Source organism: Primorskyibacter marinus, assembly GCF_003313245.1.
Lineage (GTDB): Bacteria > Pseudomonadota > Alphaproteobacteria > Rhodobacterales > Rhodobacteraceae > Primorskyibacter > Primorskyibacter marinus.
The window spans coordinates 39,535-62,272 of record NZ_QJSD01000003.1; the positions used below are offsets into that span (position 1 = coordinate 39,535).

Annotated in this window: 16 protein-coding genes; 7 read left to right on the plus strand and 9 right to left on the minus strand. The window is 61.3% G+C overall.

What is annotated here, in order from left to right; genetic code table 11:
* Nucleotides 1-7: 7 nt before the first annotated feature.
* Nucleotides 8-1,774 (plus strand): dihydrolipoyl dehydrogenase, encoded by a 1,767-nt coding sequence (gene lpdA, locus DMZ65_RS07000; RefSeq protein WP_116598207.1) that lies wholly within the window; start codon nt 8-10, stop codon nt 1,772-1,774.
* A 112-nt stretch (nt 1,775-1,886) separates the two neighbouring features.
* Here lpdA and DMZ65_RS07005 read toward each other — a convergent pair whose 3' ends face one another.
* Nucleotides 1,887-2,645: a sulfite exporter TauE/SafE family protein gene (locus tag DMZ65_RS07005; protein ID WP_116598208.1), complete on the minus strand. Its 759-nt coding sequence runs from the start codon at nt 2,643-2,645 to the stop codon at nt 1,887-1,889.
* A gap of 177 nt (nt 2,646-2,822) precedes the next feature.
* Between DMZ65_RS07005 and radC the strand changes: the two genes are divergently transcribed.
* On the plus strand, nt 2,823-3,587 hold the full coding sequence (gene radC, locus DMZ65_RS07010) for a RadC family protein (protein ID WP_116598209.1): 765 nt from the start codon (nt 2,823-2,825) through the stop codon (nt 3,585-3,587).
* 25 nt (nt 3,588-3,612) lie between these two features.
* Here the strand turns inward: radC and secA are convergent, their stop codons facing one another.
* On the minus strand, nt 3,613-6,342 hold the full coding sequence (gene secA, locus DMZ65_RS07015; protein ID WP_116598408.1) for a preprotein translocase subunit SecA: 2,730 nt from the start codon (nt 6,340-6,342) through the stop codon (nt 3,613-3,615).
* A gap of 177 nt (nt 6,343-6,519) precedes the next feature.
* Between secA and DMZ65_RS07020 the strand changes: the two genes are divergently transcribed.
* From DMZ65_RS07020 to mutT, 3 genes are all read left to right on the plus strand, one after another.
* Complete coding sequence (locus DMZ65_RS07020) at nt 6,520-7,371, plus strand: peptidylprolyl isomerase (protein WP_116598210.1); 852 nt, start codon at nt 6,520-6,522, stop codon at nt 7,369-7,371.
* Between the two features lie 3 nt (nt 7,372-7,374).
* Nucleotides 7,375-8,604, plus strand: a complete 1,230-nt coding sequence (gene argJ / locus DMZ65_RS07025; protein ID WP_116598211.1) for a bifunctional glutamate N-acetyltransferase/amino-acid acetyltransferase ArgJ — start codon at nt 7,375-7,377, stop codon at nt 8,602-8,604.
* 73 nt (nt 8,605-8,677) lie between these two features.
* A complete protein-coding gene (mutT, locus tag DMZ65_RS07030) occupies nt 8,678-9,076 on the plus strand; it encodes an 8-oxo-dGTP diphosphatase MutT (RefSeq protein WP_116598212.1) in 399 nt (132 codons plus the stop codon).
* A 371-nt stretch (nt 9,077-9,447) separates the two neighbouring features.
* On the opposite strand, the gene infB is transcribed toward mutT, so the two are convergent.
* Genes infB through rimP form a run of 4 tightly spaced genes read right to left on the minus strand, consistent with a single transcriptional unit; the run spans nt 9,448 to nt 14,819 of the window.
* Nucleotides 9,448-11,934 (minus strand): translation initiation factor IF-2, encoded by a 2,487-nt coding sequence (infB, locus tag DMZ65_RS07035; RefSeq protein ID WP_116598213.1) that lies wholly within the window; start codon nt 11,932-11,934, stop codon nt 9,448-9,450.
* A gap of 9 nt (nt 11,935-11,943) precedes the next feature.
* Nucleotides 11,944-12,579, minus strand: coding sequence for an RNA-binding protein (locus tag DMZ65_RS07040; protein ID WP_116598214.1), 636 nt, complete (start codon nt 12,577-12,579; stop codon nt 11,944-11,946).
* A gap of 23 nt (nt 12,580-12,602) precedes the next feature.
* Nucleotides 12,603-14,246, minus strand: a complete 1,644-nt coding sequence (nusA, locus tag DMZ65_RS07045) for a transcription termination factor NusA (protein ID WP_116598215.1) — start codon at nt 14,244-14,246, stop codon at nt 12,603-12,605.
* Nucleotides 14,247-14,249: 3 nt separating this feature from the next.
* Nucleotides 14,250-14,819 (minus strand): ribosome maturation factor RimP, encoded by a 570-nt coding sequence (rimP, locus tag DMZ65_RS07050; protein WP_116598216.1) that lies wholly within the window; start codon nt 14,817-14,819, stop codon nt 14,250-14,252.
* Between the two features lie 341 nt (nt 14,820-15,160).
* Here rimP and DMZ65_RS07055 point away from each other — a divergent pair, with 341 nt between their 5' ends.
* A complete protein-coding gene (locus DMZ65_RS07055; RefSeq protein WP_232824918.1) occupies nt 15,161-16,387 on the plus strand; it encodes an acyl-CoA dehydrogenase in 1,227 nt (408 codons plus the stop codon).
* A gap of 245 nt (nt 16,388-16,632) precedes the next feature.
* The gene (locus DMZ65_RS07060; protein ID WP_116598217.1) at nt 16,633-19,155 is read left to right on the plus strand and encodes a cation:proton antiporter; all 2,523 of its coding nucleotides are present in this window, start codon (nt 16,633-16,635) and stop codon (nt 19,153-19,155) included.
* Between the two features lie 25 nt (nt 19,156-19,180).
* On the opposite strand, the gene DMZ65_RS07065 is transcribed toward DMZ65_RS07060, so the two are convergent.
* Genes DMZ65_RS07065 through DMZ65_RS07075 form a run of 3 tightly spaced genes read right to left on the minus strand, consistent with a single transcriptional unit; the run spans nt 19,181 to nt 22,724 of the window.
* Nucleotides 19,181-19,834 carry an ATP-binding cassette domain-containing protein gene (locus tag DMZ65_RS07065; RefSeq protein ID WP_116598218.1) on the minus strand — a complete coding sequence of 218 codons (654 nt, stop codon included), beginning with the start codon at nt 19,832-19,834 and terminating at the stop codon, nt 19,181-19,183.
* The gene (locus DMZ65_RS07070; RefSeq protein ID WP_232824919.1) at nt 19,831-21,537 is read right to left on the minus strand and encodes an ABC transporter permease; all 1,707 of its coding nucleotides are present in this window, start codon (nt 21,535-21,537) and stop codon (nt 19,831-19,833) included. Before DMZ65_RS07070 ends, DMZ65_RS07065 begins: the two co-directional genes overlap by 4 nt.
* The gene (locus DMZ65_RS07075) at nt 21,534-22,724 is read right to left on the minus strand and encodes an ABC transporter substrate-binding protein (protein ID WP_116598219.1); all 1,191 of its coding nucleotides are present in this window, start codon (nt 22,722-22,724) and stop codon (nt 21,534-21,536) included. Before DMZ65_RS07075 ends, DMZ65_RS07070 begins: the two co-directional genes overlap by 4 nt.
* Nucleotides 22,725-22,738 lie beyond the last annotated feature (14 nt).

Below are 22,738 nucleotides of genomic sequence, written 5' to 3' on the forward strand. Positions count from 1 at the left end.
TCGCAAGATGGACATTAAAGTTCCCGATATCGGCGATTTCACCGATGTGCCCGTGGTCAGCGTTCTGGTCTCGGTCGGCGACACTGTCGCCGCCGAGGATCCGCTGATCGAAATTGAAAGTGACAAGGCCACGATGGAGGTGCCCAGCCCCGCGGCCGGCACCGTCAAGGAAATCAAGGTCAGCGAAGGCGACAAGGTTTCCGAAGGCGCTGTGATCATGGTCTTCGAAGGGGCCGATGCTGCCGACGATGCAGGGGCTGCCCCGGCGTCTGGCAAAGAGGCTGAGCCGAAAGGTGCCGGATCAAGTCCGGCACCGGAATCGGTCGCTGCGACCGGCACCGCGTCGGGCAAGGGCGATCTGCATGCCGAGATTGTCGTTCTGGGCTCTGGTCCCGGCGGCTACACGGCTGCCTTTCGTGCGGCGGATCTGGGCAAGAAGGTCATCCTGATCGAGAAATACCCCTCGCTTGGCGGTGTTTGCCTGAACGTTGGGTGTATCCCGTCCAAGGCGTTGTTGCATGTCGCCAAGGTCATCACCGAGGCCGAGGAAATGGGTGCGCATGGTATCTCCTTCAGCAAGCCGAAGATCAATCTGGACGACTTGCGCGGCTTCAAGGACAGCGTTGTCGGTCAGTTGACCGGCGGTCTGAAGGGGCTTTCCAAGGCTCGCAAGGTCGAGGTTGTGCACGGTTACGGTAGATTCACCGGGCCTAACATGATCGAGGTCACCGGCGATGACGGCGTGAAGAATGTCAGCTTCGATCAGTGCATCATCGCCGCCGGATCCGAGCCCGTGAACCTGCCGTTCATTCCGCAGGATGATGATCGGGTGATCGATTCCACCGGTGCCTTGGAACTGAAAGACATCCCGAAACGGATGCTGGTTCTGGGCGGCGGGATCATCGGTCTGGAAATGGCCTGCGTCTATGATGCTTTAGGCACCAAGATTACCGTAGTAGAGCTGATGGACCAGATCATACCAGGTGCCGACAAAGACATCGTCAAACCTCTGCACAAGCGCATTGAGGGGCGGTATGAGAAGATCATGCTCAAGACCAAGGTAACGGACGTCAAGGCCCAGAAAAACGGGCTGAAAGTCACGTTCGAGGATGCCAAGGGCGAAGAAAGCGCCGGCATCTTTGACAAGGTTTTGGTCGCCGTGGGTCGCAAGCCCAACGGCAAGCTGATTGATGCCGACAAGGCCGGTGTGGCCGTGGACGACCGCGGATTTATCGCCGTGGACGGTCAGCAGCGTACCGGCGTGCCGCATATCTTTGCCATCGGAGACGTCGTGGGCCAGCCGATGCTGGCGCATAAGGCCGTGCATGAAGGCAAGGTCGCGGCAGAGGTCTGTGCCGGTCAGAATCGTCACTTCGATGCGCGTCTGATCCCGTCGGTCGCCTATACCGATCCAGAGGTTGCATGGGCCGGCGTGACCGAAACAGAGGCCAAGGCCAAGGGCATCAAATACGAAAAGGGCGTGTTCCCATGGGCCGCGTCGGGCAAGGCGCTGTCGAATGGCCGCTCCGAAGGCATGACCAAGCTGCTCTTTGATCCCGAGGACGACCGGATCATCGGCGGGCTGATCGTCGGCACCAACGCGGGCGACCTGATCTCCGAGGTGGCGCTTGCCATCGAGATGGGCGCGGATGCTGTCGATCTTGGCCATACAATCCACCCGCACCCGACCCTGTCGGAAACGGTGAACTTCGCGGCCGAGATGTTCGAGGGCACGATCACCGATCTGATGCCGCCGAAGAAGAAAAAGCACTAGGCCTAATTTGGATCGAGCTTCAAAATACGAAAAGGACCGGGCATTCCCCGGTCCTTTTCCTTTGTCGGAAAGGATCGCAGAAGCAGTTTTCCGCGAAAAAGGCGTGCTGCGATTACTGCCGCATGAAGAAAATGACGGTCATTGTCAGGCCAACCATGACAATGCCTGCGCGCAACAGCGCCTTGTTTGTAATCCGTTGCGCGGCCCAGCCACCAAAGAAACCACCCGCCGTGGTTGCCACCGCCATCACCAGCGCCTGTGGCCACCAGATCAGACCGGCCAGTGCCAGAACTCCGGCTGAAATTACCGAAATTACCGCCGACATCAGGTTCTTCAGGCCGTTCATTCCATCCAGATTGGTAAAGCCGATCAACCCCATCGTCGCAAGAAGGATGATCCCGAGCCCCCCGTTGAAATAGCCGCCATAAGTGCTGACGACGCTGAAGGCAAAGATCGAAAGCGCCGGACCCGCCGCGCCAATCCCTGCCTTTTGCAGGCGCTTGACGAACCATGGGCCGACTGCGAACAGGACCGTCGCGACCAGCAGCAGCCACGGTACAAGGCCCGAGAACAGCTCTGACGGGGTGATCATAAGCAGGACGGCACCCACCAGTCCGCCAGCCAGTGCGATCAACAGGATGATACGGACCTTCAAAACGCCTTCTTTAGCAATGTTGCTACGATAGGCATAGGCGCTGGCGATGTAGCCGGGCAGGGCAGCCACGGTTGCCGTCGCATTGGCTGCGATCGGCGGGACGCCTGTAAAAACCAGCGCGGGGAAAGTGATGAACGTGCCACCGCCGGCAACGGCGTTCAGCACGCCGGCGGCAAATCCGCTGACGACCAGCAGAATGATTGTTTCAAATGTCATGAGTCCGTCCCGTGTTCGCGTCAACCCGGTCTAGACTGACCGGAGGTGCAAGGGCAAGCGCAGCGCGAAGTGACCGGTTTGCAACCTCGTGGCGGCACGCTGTGATGACATCGGGCCAAGCTGCCCGCCTGTCGGCGGTTAACGGTTTGCTTACGCTCTTTCCGGCATGCTCCATCTATGACACATCGCCAGAACTTCTCTGAACCGCCACTTCCGATCTTCTTTACGGATGAGGCCGAACCGGTCGCCATCCGCTCCGGCGGCAAGGTACCATCCTATCTGGCTGACCATCGCAAGCGGCTGCGTGACAGGTTCATGGCAGGCGGTGCGGATGCGATGCCGGATTACGAATTGCTGGAACTGGTGTTGTTTCGCGCCATTCCACGGCAGGATGTCAAACCCCTTGCGCGGCAGTTGATCGACGTTTTCGGCGATTTCAACCGGGTCGTTTCGGCACCCGCCGCGCGGCTGGAAGAGCTGAAAGGCGTGGGCCCCGCCGTGGTGCAGGAGTTGAAAATTGTCGAGGCCGCGGCGCACCGATTGTCGCGGGCGCGCGTCATTCAGCGCCCGGTCGTGTCAAGCTGGGATGCGCTTCTGGATTACTGCCACACAACGATGGCGCATCGCGAGACAGAGCAGTTTCGCGTTCTTTTTCTGGACCGCAAGAACGTGCTGGTCGCGGATGAGGCGCAGGCGCAGGGGACCGTCGATCATGTGCCGGTCTACCCGCGCGAAGTGGTCAAGCGCGCACTCGAACTGAATGCCAGCGCGCTTATCCTTGTGCATAATCACCCGTCGGGCGATCCGACACCGTCACAATCGGATATCGACATGACACGACAGGTTCAGGCGGCGGCTGATGCGTTGGGGCTTACCTTGCACGACCACCTGATCGTTGGAAAATCGCGCGAGTTGAGCTTTCGGGCGGAGGGATTGTTGTAGCTAAACCCGCCGCACTGCGTGCCTGTCAGGTCAGTTTGCCATGGCAATGCTTGAACTTGCTTCCCGATCCGCAAGGACAGGGATCGTTGCGGCCCGGATTGCCCCATGTTTCGGGATTGGACTCGTCGAACCCTGATATGGCGGCTGTGCCATCCTGCGCGTCAGGCGCGCTGTCAGGCTGCGGTGCGGATGCAGCAGCGGCAGCTTCGGCCTGACGCTGGATCATTGCTTGTTGCGCGGCGATCTGCTGGGCCATCGCCTTCTGCTCTTCCTCGGACATCGGGCGGACCTGGCCCAGCTTTTGCGTCACTTCGGCGCGCAGGCTGTCGAGCATCGATTCGAACAGCTGGAAGGCCTCGGTCTTGTATTCATTCAACGGGTCACGCTGCGCATAGCCGCGGAACCCCACGACCGAGCGCAGATGTTCCAGCGTCAGAAGATGCTCGCGCCACTTGCCGTCGATGGTTTGCAACAGGAGCTGCTTTTCGATCTGTCGCATCGTGTCTTCGCCAAAGGCCTCGGTCTTTTCGGCCATGCTCTTTTCGGCGGCTTCTTCCAGTCGCTCGCGGATCACCTCGTCGTCCACGCCTTCCTCTTCGCCCCAGCCAATCACCGGCACATCGAGGTTCAGCTCTGCAATCACAGCGGCATAAAGCCCCTGCATGTCCCACTGATCGGCATAGGTCTTGGGCGGGATATACTGGGTCACGAGATCGTCGATCACCTGTTCACGCATATCCTGCGTGATCTCCGACAGGTCTTCGGTTTCCATGATCTCGCGGCGCTGGCTGAAGATCACCTTGCGCTGGTCGTTCATCACATCGTCGAATTTCAGCAACTGTTTACGAATATCAAAGTTGCGGCCCTCGACCTTGGCCTGTGCGCGTTCCAGCGATTTGTTCACCCAAGGATGCACGATCGCCTCGCCTTCCTTCATCCCAAGGGTGGACAGCACTTTTTCCAGCCGTTCGGACCCGAAGATCCGCATCAGATCGTCCTCAAGCGACAGGAAGAACGAGGACCGTCCGGGGTCGCCCTGACGGCCGGATCGGCCGCGCAGCTGGTTGTCGATGCGGCGGCTTTCGTGGCGTTCGGTTGCCAGTACGAAAAGCCCGCCTGCTTCCTTGACCGCAGGCTCGTCGGCGGCGTGATCGGCCTCGATGCGGGCGCGCACCTCGTCGGGATTGGCATCGGGATCGGCGGCGATGGCTTCCATCACCTTGAAGTCGAGATTGCCGCCCAGTTTGATGTCGGTTCCGCGCCCCGCCATGTTCGTGGCGATGGTCACCGCGCCCAGCTTGCCCGCATCGGCGACGATCTGTGCCTCCTGCTCGTGCTGACGGGCGTTCAACACGTTGTGCTTCAGGCCCGCCGTGGTCAGCAGTTGCGACAGCATCTCGGATTTCTCGATCGAGGTCGTGCCCACAAGCACCGGCTGGCCCTTTTCATGCGCCAGTTTGATCTCTTCGACGATGGCGTCGTATTTCTCGCGGGCTGTGCGGAAAACCTTGTCGTCTTCGTCAATCCGCGCAATCGGCTGGTTGGTCGGAACCTCGACCACGCCCAGCCCGTAGATTTCGGCAAATTCCTCGGCCTCGGTGGTCGCCGTCCCGGTCATGCCTGCAAGCTTGTTGTAAAGGCGGAAGTAGTTCTGGAAGGTGACGCTGGCCAGGGTCACGTTCTCGGGCTGGATCTTGCAGCCTTCCTTGGCCTCGATTGCCTGATGCAGACCTTCTGACAGCCGGCGTCCCGACATCATCCGCCCGGTGAACTCGTCGATCAGCACAACATCGCCGTCGCGGACGATATAATCCTTGTCCTTCTGGAACAGTTTATGCGCGCGCAGACCCTGGTTGACGTGATGCACGACGGTCGTGCTTTCCGGATCATACAACGATTGCCCCTCGGGCAGGATACCGCGAGCCAGCAGCTGCTTTTCGAGAAATTCGTTGCCCTCATCGGTGAAGGTCACGTTGCGGGTTTTTTCGTCAATGGTGAAATGTTCGTCGGTCAGATCGGGAATCAGCCGGTCGATGCTGACATAAAGCTCGGACCGGTCCTGTGCCGGACCAGAGATGATCAACGGGGTGCGCGCCTCGTCGATCAGGATGCTGTCGACCTCGTCCACAATCGCGAAATTGTGTTCCTGCTGGTTCATCTGGCTCAGCTCTGACTTCATGTTGTCGCGCAGATAGTCGAAGCCAAGCTCGTTATTCGTGGCGTAGGTGATGTCACAGGCATAGGCCGCCCGCTTCTCGTCCTCGGGTTGCTGGGGATAGACAACACCGGTGGTCATGCCGACGGCCGCATAGACCTTGCTCATCCAGTCGGCATCGCGCCGTGCGAGATAGTCGTTCACGGTGACGATATGCACACCCTTGCCCGACAGCGCGTTCAGATAGGCCGGGAAGGTCGCGACCAGCGTCTTGCCCTCGCCGGTCTTCATCTCCGAGATATTGCCTTGATGCAGGAAAATGCCGCCCATCAACTGAACGTCAAAGGCCCGCAAGCCCAAGGCACGCCTGGCGCCCTCGCGGCAATTGGCAAAGGCTTCCGGCAAAAGATCGTCCAGCTTGGCACCGTCCGCCAGCCGTTTGCGCAGCTCTGCGGTTTTCTCGATCAGCCCCTCGTCGGACAGTTTCTCGAAATCCGGCTCCAGCGCGGTGATCTTTTCGACAAGCGGGCGTGTCGCTTTGATCTTGCGGTCATTCGGCGTTCCGAACACCTTCCGCGCGAGTTTTCCGAATCCGAGCATGGTCTCTCCGTCGCTTTCTGACGCCATCGTGTGTGGCATCCTGCTTGCCCGCCTCGCACACACCCCATATGAGTCGGGTGAATGATCGGTCTGGCAATAGCCCCTCGGCGATGTAAGGGTCGGTCGGAAAAGTGTCAACGCCGCCCAAGGGCGCATCCGCCCAGGAAGGACGAATCAATGCCAAAACACCTCACCAAACTGTCGACTATTGCGCTGATCTGCATGATGGGGATGCCTTTGCAGGCCCAGGATACCCCCAGCGCCGATACGGTCGTCGCCACGGTGAATGGCACCGAGATCACGCTTGGCCACATGATCATGGTCCGTGCCACGCTGCCCGAACAGTACCAGCAGATGCCTGCCGAGGCACTGTTCGACGGTATTCTTGAACAATTGGTGCAGCAGGAAACGCTTGCCCAATCAGATGACGCCACGGAAACCCGGCGTGTGAAAATCGCGCTTGATAATGAACGCCGGACCCTTCTGGCCAGCGAAGCGATCGAGATGGCCGCAACAGATGCCGTGACCGACGAAGCCATTCAGTCCGCGTATGACGCCAAATATGTCGGTGTCGAGATGGGCCCGGAATTCAACGCGGCGCATATTCTGGTGGAAACAGAAGAAGAAGCCACAGCCCTTGTGAAAGAGCTGAATGGCGGTGCCGATTTTGCAGAGCTTGCCCGCGAAAACTCCACCGGACCTTCCGGCCCGAATGGTGGTGAGCTTGGCTGGTTCAGCGCAGGCATGATGGTCGAGCCCTTCCAAGCGGCCGTTGAGGGTATGGAAAACGGGACAATTTCCGACCCGGTGCAAACCCAGTTTGGCTGGCATGTCATCAAGCTGATCGAGACCCGCACAAAAAGCGCACCTGAACTGGATGCCGTGCGCGAAGAGCTGTCGGGCACAATCCAGCGCGCCGCGGTCGAGGCAAAGATTGCTGAACTGGTCGACGCGGCAGAGATCACCCGCACCGACAAGGCAGATCTCGACACAGACGCGCTCAACGACCTCTCCCTGCTAGAGGACTGACCCATGGCGAAGACGCTCGCGGTTTCTCCGCTCGCACCGGCTGCATTTCCTAAACTCCCGGTGATTGGTGGCGTTGAATTCGCCGTCGCAGAGGCCGGCGTTCGTTACGCTGGCCGGACGGATGTGATGCTGGCACGGCTGGCGCCGGGCAGCACGGTCTCGGGCGTCTTCACGCGGTCGGCCACCCGCTCGGCCCCGGTGCTGGATTGTCAGGGCAAACTTGGCGGCGACCAGACGCCCGGCGCGGCAATCATCGTGAATTCCGGGAATTCCAACGCCTTCACTGGCCGCAACGGGGTCGAGGCGACGCAAGCCGTGACCTCCGCCGTGGCCGATGCGCTGGACTTGCCGGAGGCCCGCGTGTTCAGTTCATCCACCGGCGTGATCGGCGAACCGCTGCGCCATGACCGGATCACCGCCAAACTTGATGAACTGACGGCCTCCCTGTCTCCGGATGGCATCGCAGATGCGGCGGGCGCCATCATGACCACCGACACCTTCCCCAAAGGCAGCGCTGCCACTGTCGACCTTCCGGGTGGCCGCGTGCAGATCGCAGGCATCGCCAAAGGTTCCGGCATGATTGCGCCCGATATGGCGACGATGCTGGTCTACATCTTCACCGATGCGCAGATCGGCTTTGACGCCCTGCAACAGATGGTATCCGAGATCAACCATGCCACATTCAACTGCATCACCGTGGACAGCGACACATCGACCTCCGACACGCTGCTGATGGCCGCGACCGGCGCATCGGGCGTACAGGTAGAGGCGGGCAATGACGCCTTCCGCGCCGCGCTGCACAAGGTCATGCTGGACCTCGCACATCAGGTTGTGCGCGACGGCGAAGGTGCCACGAAATTTGTCGAGATCAACGTGACCGGTGCGGTCTCGGATGCCGATGCGCGCACGCATGCATTGGCAATCGCCAACTCGCCGCTGGTGAAAACCGCTATTGCGGGCGAAGATCCCAACTGGGGCCGCATCGTCATGGCCATCGGAAAATCTGGTGCCGCGGCGGATCGCGACCTGCTGACCATTCGTTTCGGCGATGTTCTGGTGGCGGAAAACGGCTGGGTTTCGCCCGATTACCGCGAAGACCAGGGCGCGGCGATTATGAAACAGTCCGAAATCTCGATTAATGTCGGACTGGGTCTCGGCCAGGGCGCGGCGACAGTCTGGACCTGCGATCTGACCCACGGCTATATCTCGATCAACGCGGATTATCGCTCTTAAGCTTCTTCTTGGCGAAAATACTCCGGGGTTCCAGGGGCTGGCCCCTGGCCCTGTCTTCAACACAAGGACGCCGATGAAAACCATTCTCGTTTCCGCCGTCGCGTTGATCGACCGTGACGGGCGCGTGTTGTTGGCACAGCGGCCCGAGGGCAAGTCGATGGCGGGCCTTTGGGAGTTTCCCGGCGGCAAGGTCGAACCCGGAGAGACCCCCGAAGCGGCACTGATTCGCGAGCTTCAGGAAGAGTTGGGCATCGACACTTGGCAAAGCTGTCTTGCGCCGCTGACCTTCGCCAGCCACAGCTATGATGATTTTCACCTTCTCATGCCGCTTTTTGCTTGCCGAAAATGGCAGGGCATTGCGCGTGCCCAGGAAGGTCAGACCCTCAAATGGGTGCGGCCGATAGAGATGCGCGACTATCCGATGCCTCCGGCAGATATCCCGCTGATCGCGATGCTGCGCGACTTTTTATAGGCGATTATCTGCCGTTAGGTCAGCTGTCTCCCGAAAATCTGGACAGGGCTGTTCAAATACTTTCAAATCGCTAAAACTTGTTTCTAGTTCATTAACCATTGCTTCGTACTTTCTATATGTCGTTGAAATCGGGAAGGAACTGACATGTTAAGAACGATTGTCGTTGGAAGCTGCGTCTCGGTACAGGGCACAGTCGAAAACACATTGCCTGACGGGCGCATCGCTGTGCGGGTCGGCGATCAGGTGTTCACAGGAATTCCTGTATAATACGCGGCCCGATTGTCGGCACCACTCGGCTGACAGATGACATGGCTTATACAAAAAGGGGAGGCATCTGCCTCCCCTTTTCCAATTGCTTATCCTGTCCGACGTCAGTCCAGCTTGCGCTCGACTTCTTCGCGTTCGAAAATCTCGATGACATCATCAGGACGAATGTCGTCGTAATTTTCAAAGGCCATGCCGCATTCCTGACCGGAAATCACTTCGGCGACTTCGTCCTTGAAGCGCTTGAGCGTCTTCAGCGTGCCTTCGTGGATCACCACGTCGTCGCGCAGCAGGCGCACACCGGCAGAGCGGCGGGCGATGCCTTCGGTGACCAGACAGCCTGCAACTTTGCCGACGCCGGTAACCTTGAAGACTTCCTTGATCTTGGCGTAGCCGATAAAGCGTTCGCGGATCTCGTTGGACAGCAGGCCAGAGGCCGCCGCTTTCACGTCATCCACAAGATCGTAGATCACCGAATAGTAGCGGATCTCCACACCCTTCTGGTTGGCGGTGTTGCGAGCAGTGGCATTGGCACGCACGTTGAAGCCCATGATCGGGGCCCCGGATGCTTCGGCCAGGCCGACATCGGTTTCGGTAATCGCGCCGACACCGTAGTGCAGCACGCGCACGCGCACCTCGTCATTGCCGATTTTTTCCATCGCCTGGAAAATCGCTTCGGCAGAGCCTTGCACGTCAGCCTTGAGCAGAATCGGCAGCTCGCTGACATTCTCGTCGTCCTTGGCCTTGGCCATCAGCTGTTCCAGCGTCGTCGCGGCACCGGCTGCGGCGCGCTTTTCTTTCGCGGCACTGGCACGGTACTCGGCGATTTCGCGGGCCTGCGCCTCGGTCGAGGTGACGTTCAGCACGTCGCCTGCCTCGGGTGTGCCGTTGAGGCCAAGAACCTCGACCGGAACCGAAGGGCCGGCTTCGGTAACGCGTTCACCCTTGTCGTTGATCAGCGCGCGAACCTTGCCGTATTGCTCGCCCACGACGAAGATATCGCCCTGGCGCAATGTGCCGTTCTGAATGAGGACGGTCGCAACCGGGCCGCGACCCACATCCAGCTGGGCCTCGATCACGGCACCTTGGGCGGCGCGATCCGGATTGGCCTTGATGTCGAGGATCTCGGACTGAAGCGCGATAGCCTCCAGCAATTCGTCCAGACCCTTGCCGGTCTTGGCCGAAACCTCGACGTCCTGCACGTCACCGGACATCTTCTCGACGACGACCTCATGCTGAAGCAGGTCCGTCCGGACCTTGTTCGGATCTGCGGCAGGCTTATCGATCTTGTTGATCGCAACGATCATCGGCACGTTTGCCGCCTTGGCATGGGCGATCGCCTCGATGGTCTGCGGCATGACCGCGTCATCGGCGGCTACCACTAGAACCACAATATCCGTGACCTGCGCACCACGCGACCGCATGGATGTAAAGGCGGCGTGGCCCGGCGTGTCGAGGAAGCTGAGCACAGTGCCGCTATCCGTCGTCACCTGGTAGGCACCGATATGCTGCGTGATACCGCCAGCCTCGCCCGCGACAACCTTGGCGTCACGGATTGCGTCCAGCAGAGAGGTCTTGCCGTGGTCGACATGGCCCATGATCGTGATGACCGGGGGACGCGGCTTGAGGTCTTCGGGCTTGTCGTCGACCTGTTCGATGACCTGCTCGACATCGGAATCGGACACGCGGGTTACCTTGTGGCCAAATTCTTCGATGATCAGTTCCGCGGTATCGGCATCAATGCTTTGGTTCTGGGTCGCCATGATGCCGTTCTGCATCAGCGCCTTGACCACATCGGCCGTCCGTTCGGCCATGCGGTTGGCCAATTCGCCGACCGAGATTGCCTCGGGCAGATTGACATTACGCACGATCTTTTCGCGCACGACCGGACCGCCCATTGCCTTCTGGCGGGCACGTTCCTGCTTGCGCTTCATCGCGGCCATGGATTTCTGGCGTCCGCCTTCGCCCGACAGGGCCTGGTTCAGCGTCAGTTTGCCGGAACGGCGGCCATCGTCGCGATTCTTGTTGCGGTTGGAGCGGTCATCGTCGTCGCGACCTTTCTTGCGAGCGGGCGAGGGGGCTGCCGGGCCACCTGCGGGCCGCGGTGTGCGTGCGCCAGCGTCGGCCTTCGGCGCGGCGGGTTCCTCGGCGGCCTTGGAGGCGGCTGCGGCGGCGTCGCGGGCGCGACGTTCTTCGTCCTCCGCCTTCTGGCGGGCCCTTTCCTCGGCCTCGCGCTGTTCGCGCTCTTTCTGTTCTTTTTCGGCACGCATACGTTCGCGCTCTTCGGCGCGGGCCTTTTCATCAGCCTCGCGCTTCGCGGCCTCTTCAACCTCGCGCGCCCGTGCGGCCTGAACGGCCTTCAGGCGGCGTTCCATTTCCGCATCGGAAATCCCGGCGGGGCGTGGGCCCTTATTGCCTGACGTGGCACCGCCGCCCGCGGGCTTGGACGCACCGGGCTTGGGGACCACAACGCGCTTGCGCTTGGTCTCAACCACGACGTTCTTGGTCCGCCCATGGCTGAAGCTCTGCTTCACATTCCCGGACCGGGGACCACCGCGCAAACCCAAAGTCTTTTTACCGTCGCTATCGCTCATGAAGTTCTCTTATCCTTTCCGACGGCCCCTGCCGCCGCGATCTGCATCGGATGCGCCGATGCGCATGCCCTTCAGTCGTTGGGCTTCCTCTACAACACGTTTGGTGAGTCCACCAGCGCCAAGCGCGCCATGTATCACAGTTTGTCGCCCAAAGGCCAAGCCCAACTCTTCAGAGGTGAGCCAACCGATAAAATTGCCATAGTGCGGCGTGCTGAGCTTGGACTTTCCGCGCTCGGACCCGTCGCTGGCCTGAATAAGGACTTCGGCCTCTTCTTTTGACAGCCAGTCCTTCACCTTTTCATACCCGGTGACTGCGTCTCCGGACTTTCGCGCGAGGCTGATCAGATCCACCACCCGACGCGCCAGTAATTTGTCGACCAGTTCGGCCAACCCTTCGGGCACCTGCACCGGTTGCTTTGCGGCGCGGGAAAACAATCCCTTGGCCGCGGCCTTTTCAATCGCCGCCTTGTCCGCGGACACATAGATCCCCCGACCGGGAAGCCGCCCCAGAATGTCGGGGACGACCTGATTGTCCGGCCCGATGACGAAACGTATCAGCCCCGACGCGGGCTGTGCTTCGCCCGTGACGATACATTTACGTTCCGGACCATCGTCATGGTCCTTTTGGCGTCCGCCGCGAGTCATGCCCGGCCCCAGTTCCCGGCGCCTTAAGCGCCAGTTTCCTCTGTAGCGTCCGTGTCATCCTCGGCGTCGTCACCGGCAGCTTCGTCCTCATCGACTTTCGGGTCCAATTCCGACGGATCGACCCAACCAAGCAGAACACGGGCTGTCATCACGAGGGTCTGCGCCTCTTCCAGCGACATATCGAAGGGTTCCAGAATGCCGTCATCCTTGACGCGTTCGCCATTGTCGGTGGTCCAGCCGCCTGCCAGTTCCCAATCGGCGCAGGTTGCAAAGTCCTCCAGCGTCTTCACGCCGTCCTTCGCCAATGCCTCTACCATTTGGGGTGTGAGGCCCTCAAAGTCAATAAGGCTGTCCTCGGCACCCAGTTCGCGTGCTGTTTCCAGCGCCTTGCGGGCCTGCGCTTCGAGGTTTTCACGGGCGCGGGTCTGAAGTTCCAGCGCGGTGTCGGCATCGACCCCGTCGATGACCAGCAGTTCGTCCTGATCGACATAGGCCACCTCTTCGAGGTTTGTGAAGCCTTCGGCGACCAACAGTTGCGCAAAGAACTCATCCAGATCGAGCGCGTCCATGAACAGCTTTGTGCGTTCCTCGAACTCTTTCTGGCGGCGCGCGGATTCCTCTTCCTCGGTCATGATGTCGATATCAAGACCGGTCAGCTGGCTGGCAAGGCGCACGTTCTGACCGCGACGGCCAATGGCCAGCGACAGTTGTTCGTCAGGCACCACGACCTCGATGCGCTCTGCATCTTCGTCGAACACCACCTTGGACACCTCTGCCGGTTGCAGCGCGTTCACAAGGAAGGTGGGAATATCTTCGTTCCAGGGGATGATGTCGATCTTTTCGCCCTGAAGCTCGTTGACGACGGCCTGCACACGGCTGCCGCGCATACCAACGCAGGCACCGACAGGATCGATGGAACCGTCATAGCTGATGACGGCGATCTTGGCGCGCGATCCCGGATCGCGGGCCACGGCCTTGATCTCGATGATGCCGTCGTAGATTTCCGGCACTTCCATCTTGAACAGTTCCGCCATGAATTGCGGATCGGTGCGCGACAGGAAGATCTGCGGTCCACGGACTTCGCGGCGCACATCCTTGATGTAGCAGCGGATGCGGTCGTTCGGGCGATAGCTTTCGCGGCCGATCTTTTCATTGCGGCGCAGGATTGCTTCGCCACGACCCACATCGACGATGACGTTGCCGTATTCCTCACGCTTGACCTGACCGTTGATGATCGTGCCTGCGCGGTCCTTGAATTCTTCGTATTGACGGTCACGCTCTGCTTCGCGGACCTTTTGCAGGATCACCTGCTTGGCCGATTGCGCGGCGATCCGGCCCATTTCCACCGGCGGGACTTCCTCGACAAAGGTGTCGCCGATTGCGGGATCTGCCATGTATTGCTTGGCCTGATCGACAGTCATCTCTGCCTGATAGTTTTCCAGCTCTTCTTCCTCGACCACGGTGCGGACGCGGGTGAATTGCGCACGCCCGGTCTTGCGGTCGATATGGACGCGGATGTCCATTTCGGCACCGTAGCGGCTCTTGGCGGCACGGGCGAGGGATTCTTCCATCGCCTCGACGACCAGACCGGGATCAATCATCTTTTCGCGTGCGACCGCTTCGGCGGTTTGCAAAAGCTCAAGCTGGTTGGCAGAGGTGATTGCCATCTATTATGTCTCCTCTTCGGGCGTTTCCGCCTCGATAGTGTCAAACTCGTCTTCGTTCACGGCCGTTGCCTTGCGGGCCTTCAGCATTTCCTTGATCAGATCATCGGTCAGCACCAGCTTTGCATCCGACAACCAGTCGAATTGCAGCCCCACAGTACCCTCGGCGATATTGATCAGCACTTCCGATCCCTCGACGCCTGCCAATTCGCCCTTGAAGCGGCGGCGGCCGTCGATCAGCTCGGTGGTCTCGATCTTGGCTTCGTAGCCCTCATATGTGTCGAAATCCTTGATCCGTGTCAGCGGCCGGTCGATGCCGGGACTGGAAATTTCCAGCGTGTAGCCATCAAGGATCGGATCCTCTACATCCAGTATTGCGCTGACCGCGGTGGAAATATCCGCACATTCGTTGACTTCGATGCCGCCCGCGGGACGTTCGGCCATGATTTGCAATGTAGGCGTGTTGCCGCCCATCAGACGGATGCGCACCAGCTCGAATCCCATGTCCTCGATGACAGGGGTCACGATTTCGGCCAGGCGTTTGTCCATGGCGGCTTTGGCGATCAGATCAGACATGCGTATCGGCGTTCCAGACACAAAAAAACGGGCGCGCGGCCCGTTCGGAAATCCCGGTGGTGCTTTCGGATCAGGACCCGAACGCGCCGCTGTTGAGGGCCATATACGCCCCTCGCCCCGAGTCTGCAAGGGCTTTGCGCAATCCGCGTGTCATTAGAAGATCTCGACAAGGCCATCCACCTTCGCTGCACGCCAAGGTCATGGCCGTCGCTTATTTCGAGGCCCCGCCAGTGCAGAGTTGCCGGCCCGCTGGACCGCCGGTGCAAAGGATGATGAAATAGTGAGACTCGACGACTTTGGGTTGATAGACAGCACAGCAGACAAATTGGGGAGGGGCCCAGATGCCCGACGACGCAAATCAGATGCCAGCAGGCGCGAAGAAGGCGGATGGCCAGTCCTTTGTCTGGGCGGATCCGTTCCTGCTTGACGATCAACTGACCGAGGACGAGCGGATGATCCGCGAGGCCGCCGCCGCCTTCGCCGCTGACAAGCTGGCACCGCGCGTGACGGATGCGTACCTGAATGAAATCGCCGATCCCGACATCTTCCGCGATATGGGTGCTGCGGGTCTTTTGGGCATTACCGTGCCGGAGGAATATGGCGGTTTGGGCGCGGGCTATGTCAGCTACGGTGTCGTTGCGCGGGAAATCGAGCGGGTGGATTCCGGCTACCGCTCGATGATGTCGGTGCAATCGTCGCTGGTGATGTATCCGATCCATGCCTATGGCAGCGAAGAGCAGCGCCGCAAATATCTGCCAAAGCTGGCCTCTGGCGAATGGATCGGCTGTTTCGGATTGACGGAACCCGATGCCGGGTCGGACCCCGGCGGAATGAAGACGCGCGCCAAGAAAACCGACGGCGGCTATGTGCTGAACGGGTCCAAGATGTGGATCTCGAACGCGCCAATGGCGGATGTTTTTGTGGTCTGGGCGAAATCCGACGCGCATGACGGAAAGGTGCGCGGCTTTGTGCTGGACAAGGGTATGAAGGGGTTGAGCGCGCCCAAGATCGGCGGCAAGCTGTCGCTGCGCGCCTCTGTCACCGGCGAGATCGTCATGGACAGTGTCGAGGTGCCCGAGGATGCGATCCTGCCAAACACCCAAGGCATGAGCGGGCCGTTCGGCTGTCTCAACCGGGCGCGCTATGGCATCAGCTGGGGCGTGATGGGCGCGGCCGAGGATTGCTGGCACCGGTCGCTGCAATATGGGCTGGACCGCAAGCAGTTCAAGCGCCCGCTGGCCGCGACACAGCTTTACCAGAAAAAGCTGGCCGATATGCAGACCGAGATCAGTCTTGGCCTGCAAGCCTCGCTACGCGTCGGGCGGCTGATGGAAGAAGGCCGCCACGCACCCGAGATGATCTCGATCGTCAAGCGCAACAATTGCGGCAAGGCGCTGGACATCGCGCGCATGGCCCGCGACATGCATGGCGGCAACGGTATCCAGATCGAATATCAGGTGATGCGCCACGCCCAGAACCTTGAAACGGTGAACACCTACGAGGGCACGCATGACGTTCACGCGCTGATCCTTGGCCGTGCGCAAACCGGTATTCAGGCGTTTTTCTGACCGCTTGCACGCATCCATGGTCCGGACGCTGCAAGCGCCCGGACGCCCTGCCTGGGCGGTCCGGGGCTGGCGCTTGCGCCATTGGTGAGCGAAATATACCCGGACTGGCGGACAAAATTTCTTGTGACGGGTGACGGTTTCAGCACAAAACGCTTGTAGTATGCTTGCGCAAGCCTCCGTGATTTCGCAATTTAACGCGCGCCTGTTTCGTCTTAATTCATCCGAAAGGTAGTTTATCCGGCCACATGGATATCGTCATCGTCACCACGATCATCGCGTCGTTATTTATCATTATCGGGGTGGCAGAGCCGTTGGCAGCGCGTTTGCGCCTGCCTTATACCGTGATCCTCGCCGTGCTGGGCATGATGATCGGTGCGGGCGCGATCTTTTTTCTTCGTACGGATATAATTGACGCGCTGAACCCGGTATCCGCGGCGATCTTGAACCTGCCGATCCGGTCCAATGTGTTCCTTTATGTGTTCCTGCCGACCCTGCTGTTTCAGGCCACGCTGGGCATGAACCTGCGCCGGATGCTGGATGACTGGGTACCGATCCTTGTTCTCGCCGTGGTGGCCGTGGTCGTGGCAACCCTGTCGGTGGGGTATGCGCTGGCCTGGGTCAGCTCTATCCCGCTGGTGGCGTGCCTGTTGATCGGTGCGATCGTGTCAACCACAGACCCCTCGGCGGTGGTCAGCATCTTCCGGTCAATCTCGGCGCCACGTCGGCTGGCCCGTATCATCGAGGGCGAAAGCCTGCTGAACGATGCCGCGGCCATTGCGCTGTTCGGCCTGTTCATGGGGTTTGTCATGCTGGGCGTGCCAAATCCGACCTTGACTGCGGCATTGGGGCAATTCCCGATGCTGATCTTTGGAGGGGCGCTGACCGGCTGGGTGGCAGCACAAATCGCGATATGGGTCATGTCCATGTTCGCGCGCTATGAACTGGCGCAGATCTCGATCTCTGTCGCGTTGCCCTATCTGGCCTATATCGGGGCAGAACAAAGCGTTGGCGCATCTGGCGTGATTGCCGTGGTCGCGGCTGGGTTGACGCTGAACCTGACCGGCCCCGGTCGGCTGCCGCCCGAATCCTGGGTCAACCTGCGCGAAGTCTGGGATCTTCTGGCGCATTGGGCCGGGGCCTTGATCTTTATCCTCGCGGCGCTGTTGATCCCGCGCATGCTGGAAGAGGTCCGCGTGTCGGATTTCGCGCTTTTGGGCGTGGTGATCCTGGCGGCGATCGCGGCGCGCGCGGCAATCATTTTCGCGCTTATGCCGTTGCTGACCGCGCTGCGCATATCACCGAATGTCGAGCGCCCCTACCGCGCCGCGATCCTTTGGGGCGGCTTGCGCGGGGCCGTGACCCTGGCGCTGGCACTCGCTGTCACCGAAAGCTTTCGTGTGCCCGGCGAGGTCAAACGCGTCGTGGCGATCCTTGCCACCGGTTTTACCCTGTTCACGTTGTTGGTGCAGGGGACGACGCTGCGCATGGTGATCCGTTGGCTGGGTCTTGACCGGCTGTCGCCTCTGGATCAGGCCCTGTCCCGGCAGGTCGTTGCCGTTGCCTTGCAGACCGTTCGCGAAGATGTGTCCCGCACCACCGAAAACTACGAGCTGACGCATGACATCATCCGGTCCGAGGCCAAAATATTTGGCGAAAGGCTCGACGATGCGGTGAAATCGGCGGAAGAAAGCGGTGAAATTCTGGATCGGGACCGCATCACGCTGGGCCTGATTGCGCTGGCGGGCGCAGAGCGTGACACGATCCTTGAAAGCATGCGCGAACGCACGATCTCGGCCCGGATGAGCGAACAGGTGCTGTCCCATGCCGACCGGGTGATCGAAGGGGCGCGAACCGGCGGGCGCAGCGGGTATCGCCGCGCCGCCAATCGAACCTTGACCTATGGCCGCATGTTCCGCGCGACCGTGCTTTTGCACAATCGGTTCTGGCTGTCGGGGCCGCTTGCCGCGCTGACCGCCGACCGGTTCGAACTGCTGCTGTCACAAAGGCTGATCCTGCGCGATCTGGGCGGCTTTATCGACGGGCGCATCCGCCGCATCCATGGTCGCCGGGTCGCGGAGCTGCTGCACGAGCTGCTCGGCCGCCGGATTGAAAACGTCGAGGCCGCCCTGGAGGGCCTTAGGCTGCAATATCCCGGCTATGCCGAAGAACTGGAGCGTCGCTTCATCCGCCGCACCGCGCTGCGTCTGGAGGAGCGCGAATATACCTTGATGCGTGAGGACGCCCTGATCGGGGCAGAGGTTTACACCTCGTTGATGCAGGATGTTGCCGCGCGCCGGGCCAAGGCGGAAGAACGACCCCGGCTTGATATCGCGCTTCAACGGTCGGAACTGGTGCAGCAATTCCCGCTGTTCGAGGATCTGGACAAGGCCGCGCTGAAACGGTTGGGACGGGCGCTTCGGACCCATTACGTCAATGCGGGCGATATTGTCGTGACCAAGGACAGCCCGGCCAAAAGCGTGTTTTTCATTTCGTCCGGCGCGGTGGAGCTGGAAAGCGCCGGCCAGACCTGGCGTCTGGGGCGGGGCGAGATGTTTGGGCAGATGGCGGTTCTGATGCAGCGGCCGCGCCGCGTCGAGGTTCGGGTCATGGCACCCTCGACCATCCTTGCGCTGGACGAAACCCGGTTTCGGCGGCTTTTGAAACGCAGCAAGGCCTTGCAGGATGCCGTGCGCGCCAGCGCTGAGAAACGCGGAATTGATGCCGCGATTCTGGTGCCGGAACTGGCCGAGGCCACATCTAAACACTGAAGGGCCGGGGTTGGTCCGCAGCGGATCAGCGGGACGTTTCGGCCTTGCTCAGCGTGATGATCGGGCCATTTGTGGCTTCGGCATCTTCCGGGTCATGGGTGACCATCAGCGTCGGGATCTCGCGCTTGCGGATATGGGTGAAGGTAAAACCGCGCATCTCGTCGCGCAGTCCTGCGTCCAGCTTCGAGAACGGCTCGTCCAGCAGCAAGGCCGCAGGGTCTGCAAGAAGGGTGCGCATCAGGGCCGCTCGGGATTTTTGGCCGCCTGACAGGCTGGCGGGATCACGGTCATACATGCCAGGCAGGCCCGCGTCAGTCAGCGCCTCCTGGACAGTGTCACGCCGCACCCGCCGCCCTTTGACAGTCCGCGACAAGCCAAAGGCCAGATTGTCCCCGACGCTGAGATGCGGAAACAGCACCGCATCCTGAAACATCAATCCGATGCGCCGCGCCTCGGCGGGCAGGGGGCTGATGTCGACGCCGTTCAAGGTGATCTGTCCCGACAGGATGAACGTGGGTGATAGCAGCCCCGCCACCGCGTCCAGCAACGTCGATTTGCCCACCCCGGAGGGCCCCATCACCGTGGCAACCTCGCCCGGTTCGATACACAGGGTCAGCGCCGGGAAAAGCGGCGGCGTTTTTTTCAGGCGCACCGTCAGGTCGGTCAGACACAGGCTCATGCCGAAGCTCCTTTCAGGACGGTTCGATCGCGGTGCACCAGCGCGGGGATCAGAAAGGCGGCGGCATAGGCGGCCAGCGGCAACCCGGCTTGCAGGCTGGCATAGACGCCCGTCACGCGCCGGTCGGACCCCGAGGACAAGGTGACGGCCTCTGTCGTCAGGGTGGCCACCCGGCCTGCACCCATGAACAGTGTCGGCAGGTATTGCGCGACGGACACGGCAGTGCCGATGGCGGCGGCTGTCAGGATCGGCATCGCCAGCACCGGCAGCTTCACCGCGAACAGGCGTCGCCACGGCCCCGCCCCAAGCGATGCGGCGGCGCGGGTCAGGCGCGGATCCAACGCGCGCCACGGATCGGACAGGGTGATCATCACATAGGGAAAGACGAACAGCGCCTGCGCCCAGATAACCGCGACGTGGCCGCCGCTGATTCCCAGTCGCAGAAACAGGATGTTCAGCCCGTAGAGAAAGGCAATCTGCGGGACCAGAAGCGGCAGGTAGATCAGCGCCTCGGCCCAGGCCGCTCGGCCACGCCGGGCGCGGTCCTCGCCCTCCAGCCAGGCGATGGCGAGGGTCAGCGAAATAGCGGTCGTCGCACCGGCCAGAAGCAGCGTATTGCCAAGCGCATGCGCCCAGCCAGCACCGGGGCTGCCCCAGGCCTTCAGCGACCAGCTTTGTGGCAGGGCGGCAGGCCAGGGCCAGCGCCAGGCCAGCGACCAGATCACCAGCGACAGCATCGCCAGCGTCCCGATTGCGAACAGCGCCATGACCAGCGCCGTGGCCGCCCTCAGCAGCGGTTCCGCAGAGCTGCCGCGCCCGCCACCGCGCACCCACCACAGGCCCAGCCTGCGCGTGGCAAGCTCGGCCAGCCACAGCAAGGCAAACGCCGCCGCGACCAGCAGCCCCTGCATCAGCGCCCCGGCAGAGGCGGGCAGGATGCGCGCGATGTCCGGATCGGAAAACAGCCGCGTCAGCAGCACCGCCAGCACCGGCGGGTTGGATGGCCCGAGGATCAGACCCATATCAACGGTCGACAGCGCATAGGCCAACACGACCATCACCGGCAGGCGAATGAGGGGCCAGACCTGCGGCGCAATGATCTTCATCCAGACCAGCCCGCGCCCGTAGCCCAGCATCCGCCCCGCCGCCATGTTCTGCCGCAAAGGGATCTGGGTCAGCGCCGACAGCATGACAAGCAGCAGAAACGGCACCTCCTTGACCATCAGGCCAAGGATCAGCGCGATGCCCCAAGGGTCGTTCACGATGGCCAGATCCGGCGGATTGCCCCATCCCATCAGCGGTGCCAGCAGGCGCGCGATCCAGCCAGAGGGCGCCAGCACGAAGGCCAGCCCGATGGCCATGGCGGCATGGGGAGCTGCCAGAAACGGCGTCAGCCAGCGCGCGGCGGCAGAATTGGACATGCGTTCATGCGCGACGGCGCAGAAGCCCACCGCCAGCATCAGTGACAGCAAAGTTGCCGCCAGGCCGGTCCACAACGTCAGTTTCACCGAGGTCCACAGCCCCGGAATGGACGATAATTCGCGCCACGGTCCCAGACCCGGATCAACCGCGCCAAGCTCCGGCATCACGCCAAAGGCGGCACGGGCCGTTTGTCCCAGCCCCGCCGCGATCGGCCCCAGAAGGCCGAGTGCAAGCACCGCCAGAACGGCGATGCGCAGCCCTCTGCCATCGCGTGCGGTCACCTTGTGTAGCGCTTTGCCCAGTCGGCGGTCAGACGCTCCATCCAACTGGCATGGGGTTCCAGAAGGGTTGGCCCCAGCGATGCCAGATCGGGTAGGGCAGGCGCCGTCGGCAGGGCGTCAAACGCGGCCCGTGCATCGGCGCTGAGCTTGGCCGGGTCGAGGACGGCGTAAGAGCCGAGAACCTCGATATTCTGCATATGCGCCTGCGTTGCGGGGTCCAGCAGGAAGTTGGCGACGACCATCGCACCTTCGCGGTTGGCCGCATTATAGGGGATGGCGACAAAGCTGACATTGCCGATGGTGCCGCCTTCGGGCACGAAAACGCGGGCGCTTTCGGGCAGCAACCCTTCGGCAATGGCACCGGCGGTCGAGGCGGGATCAAAGGACATCGCCATGTCGATTTCGCCGTCATTCATCAACTGTTGCTGAACGGATTGATTTTCCGGAAACGCCTTACCCTTGCGCCAAAGGTTGGGGCGCAGCGCGTCATACCACTGCCAAAGCGGCGCGGTGGCCGCGTCGTAATTGCCATCCGTCGCGGGCTGTTGCAGCACCGAGGCGTCGGGCGTCAACTCGATCAGCGCCTGTTTGAGAAACGTGCCGCCCATGAAGTTCGACGGATCGGGATGGGTGAACCGGCCGGGATTGTCCGCCGCCCAGTCGACAAATGCCGCCATGCTGGCGGGCGGCGCATCCACCCGCGCACTGTCATAGTTGAACACGAATTTCGCCAGCCGCCACGGGCTTTCCATGCCATCGACGGACGTGGTGAAGTCGACCGAATTGGCCGAGGTGGGCGACAGGTCGAGATATTGCGCATTCGGCAGGTCGGCCACGAAAGGCCCGTGCAGCAAGCCTTGTTCCTTCATTGCCAGAAAATTCGGCCCGTTTATCCAGATCATGTCGACCGATCCGCCCTGATCCTGCCCGGCCGCCTTTTCCGAGATCACGCGGGTGACGGCCTCTGCCGTATCGGTCAGCTTGACCTGCCGGACAGAGACGCCATGACGCGCCGATGTCTGCTCGCCCACCCAGGCGATAAAGGCGTTGGTCCGCTCATCCCCGCCCCAGGCGTTCCAATAGACGGTCTGGCCACGGGCCGCGTCCAGCGTGTCTTGCCAGCTATCGGCCAGAACCGGGGTGGCGAACAGGGCAGCGACAAGGGCCGCTGTCAGGGATGGGCGCATATGCAAAGTCCTTT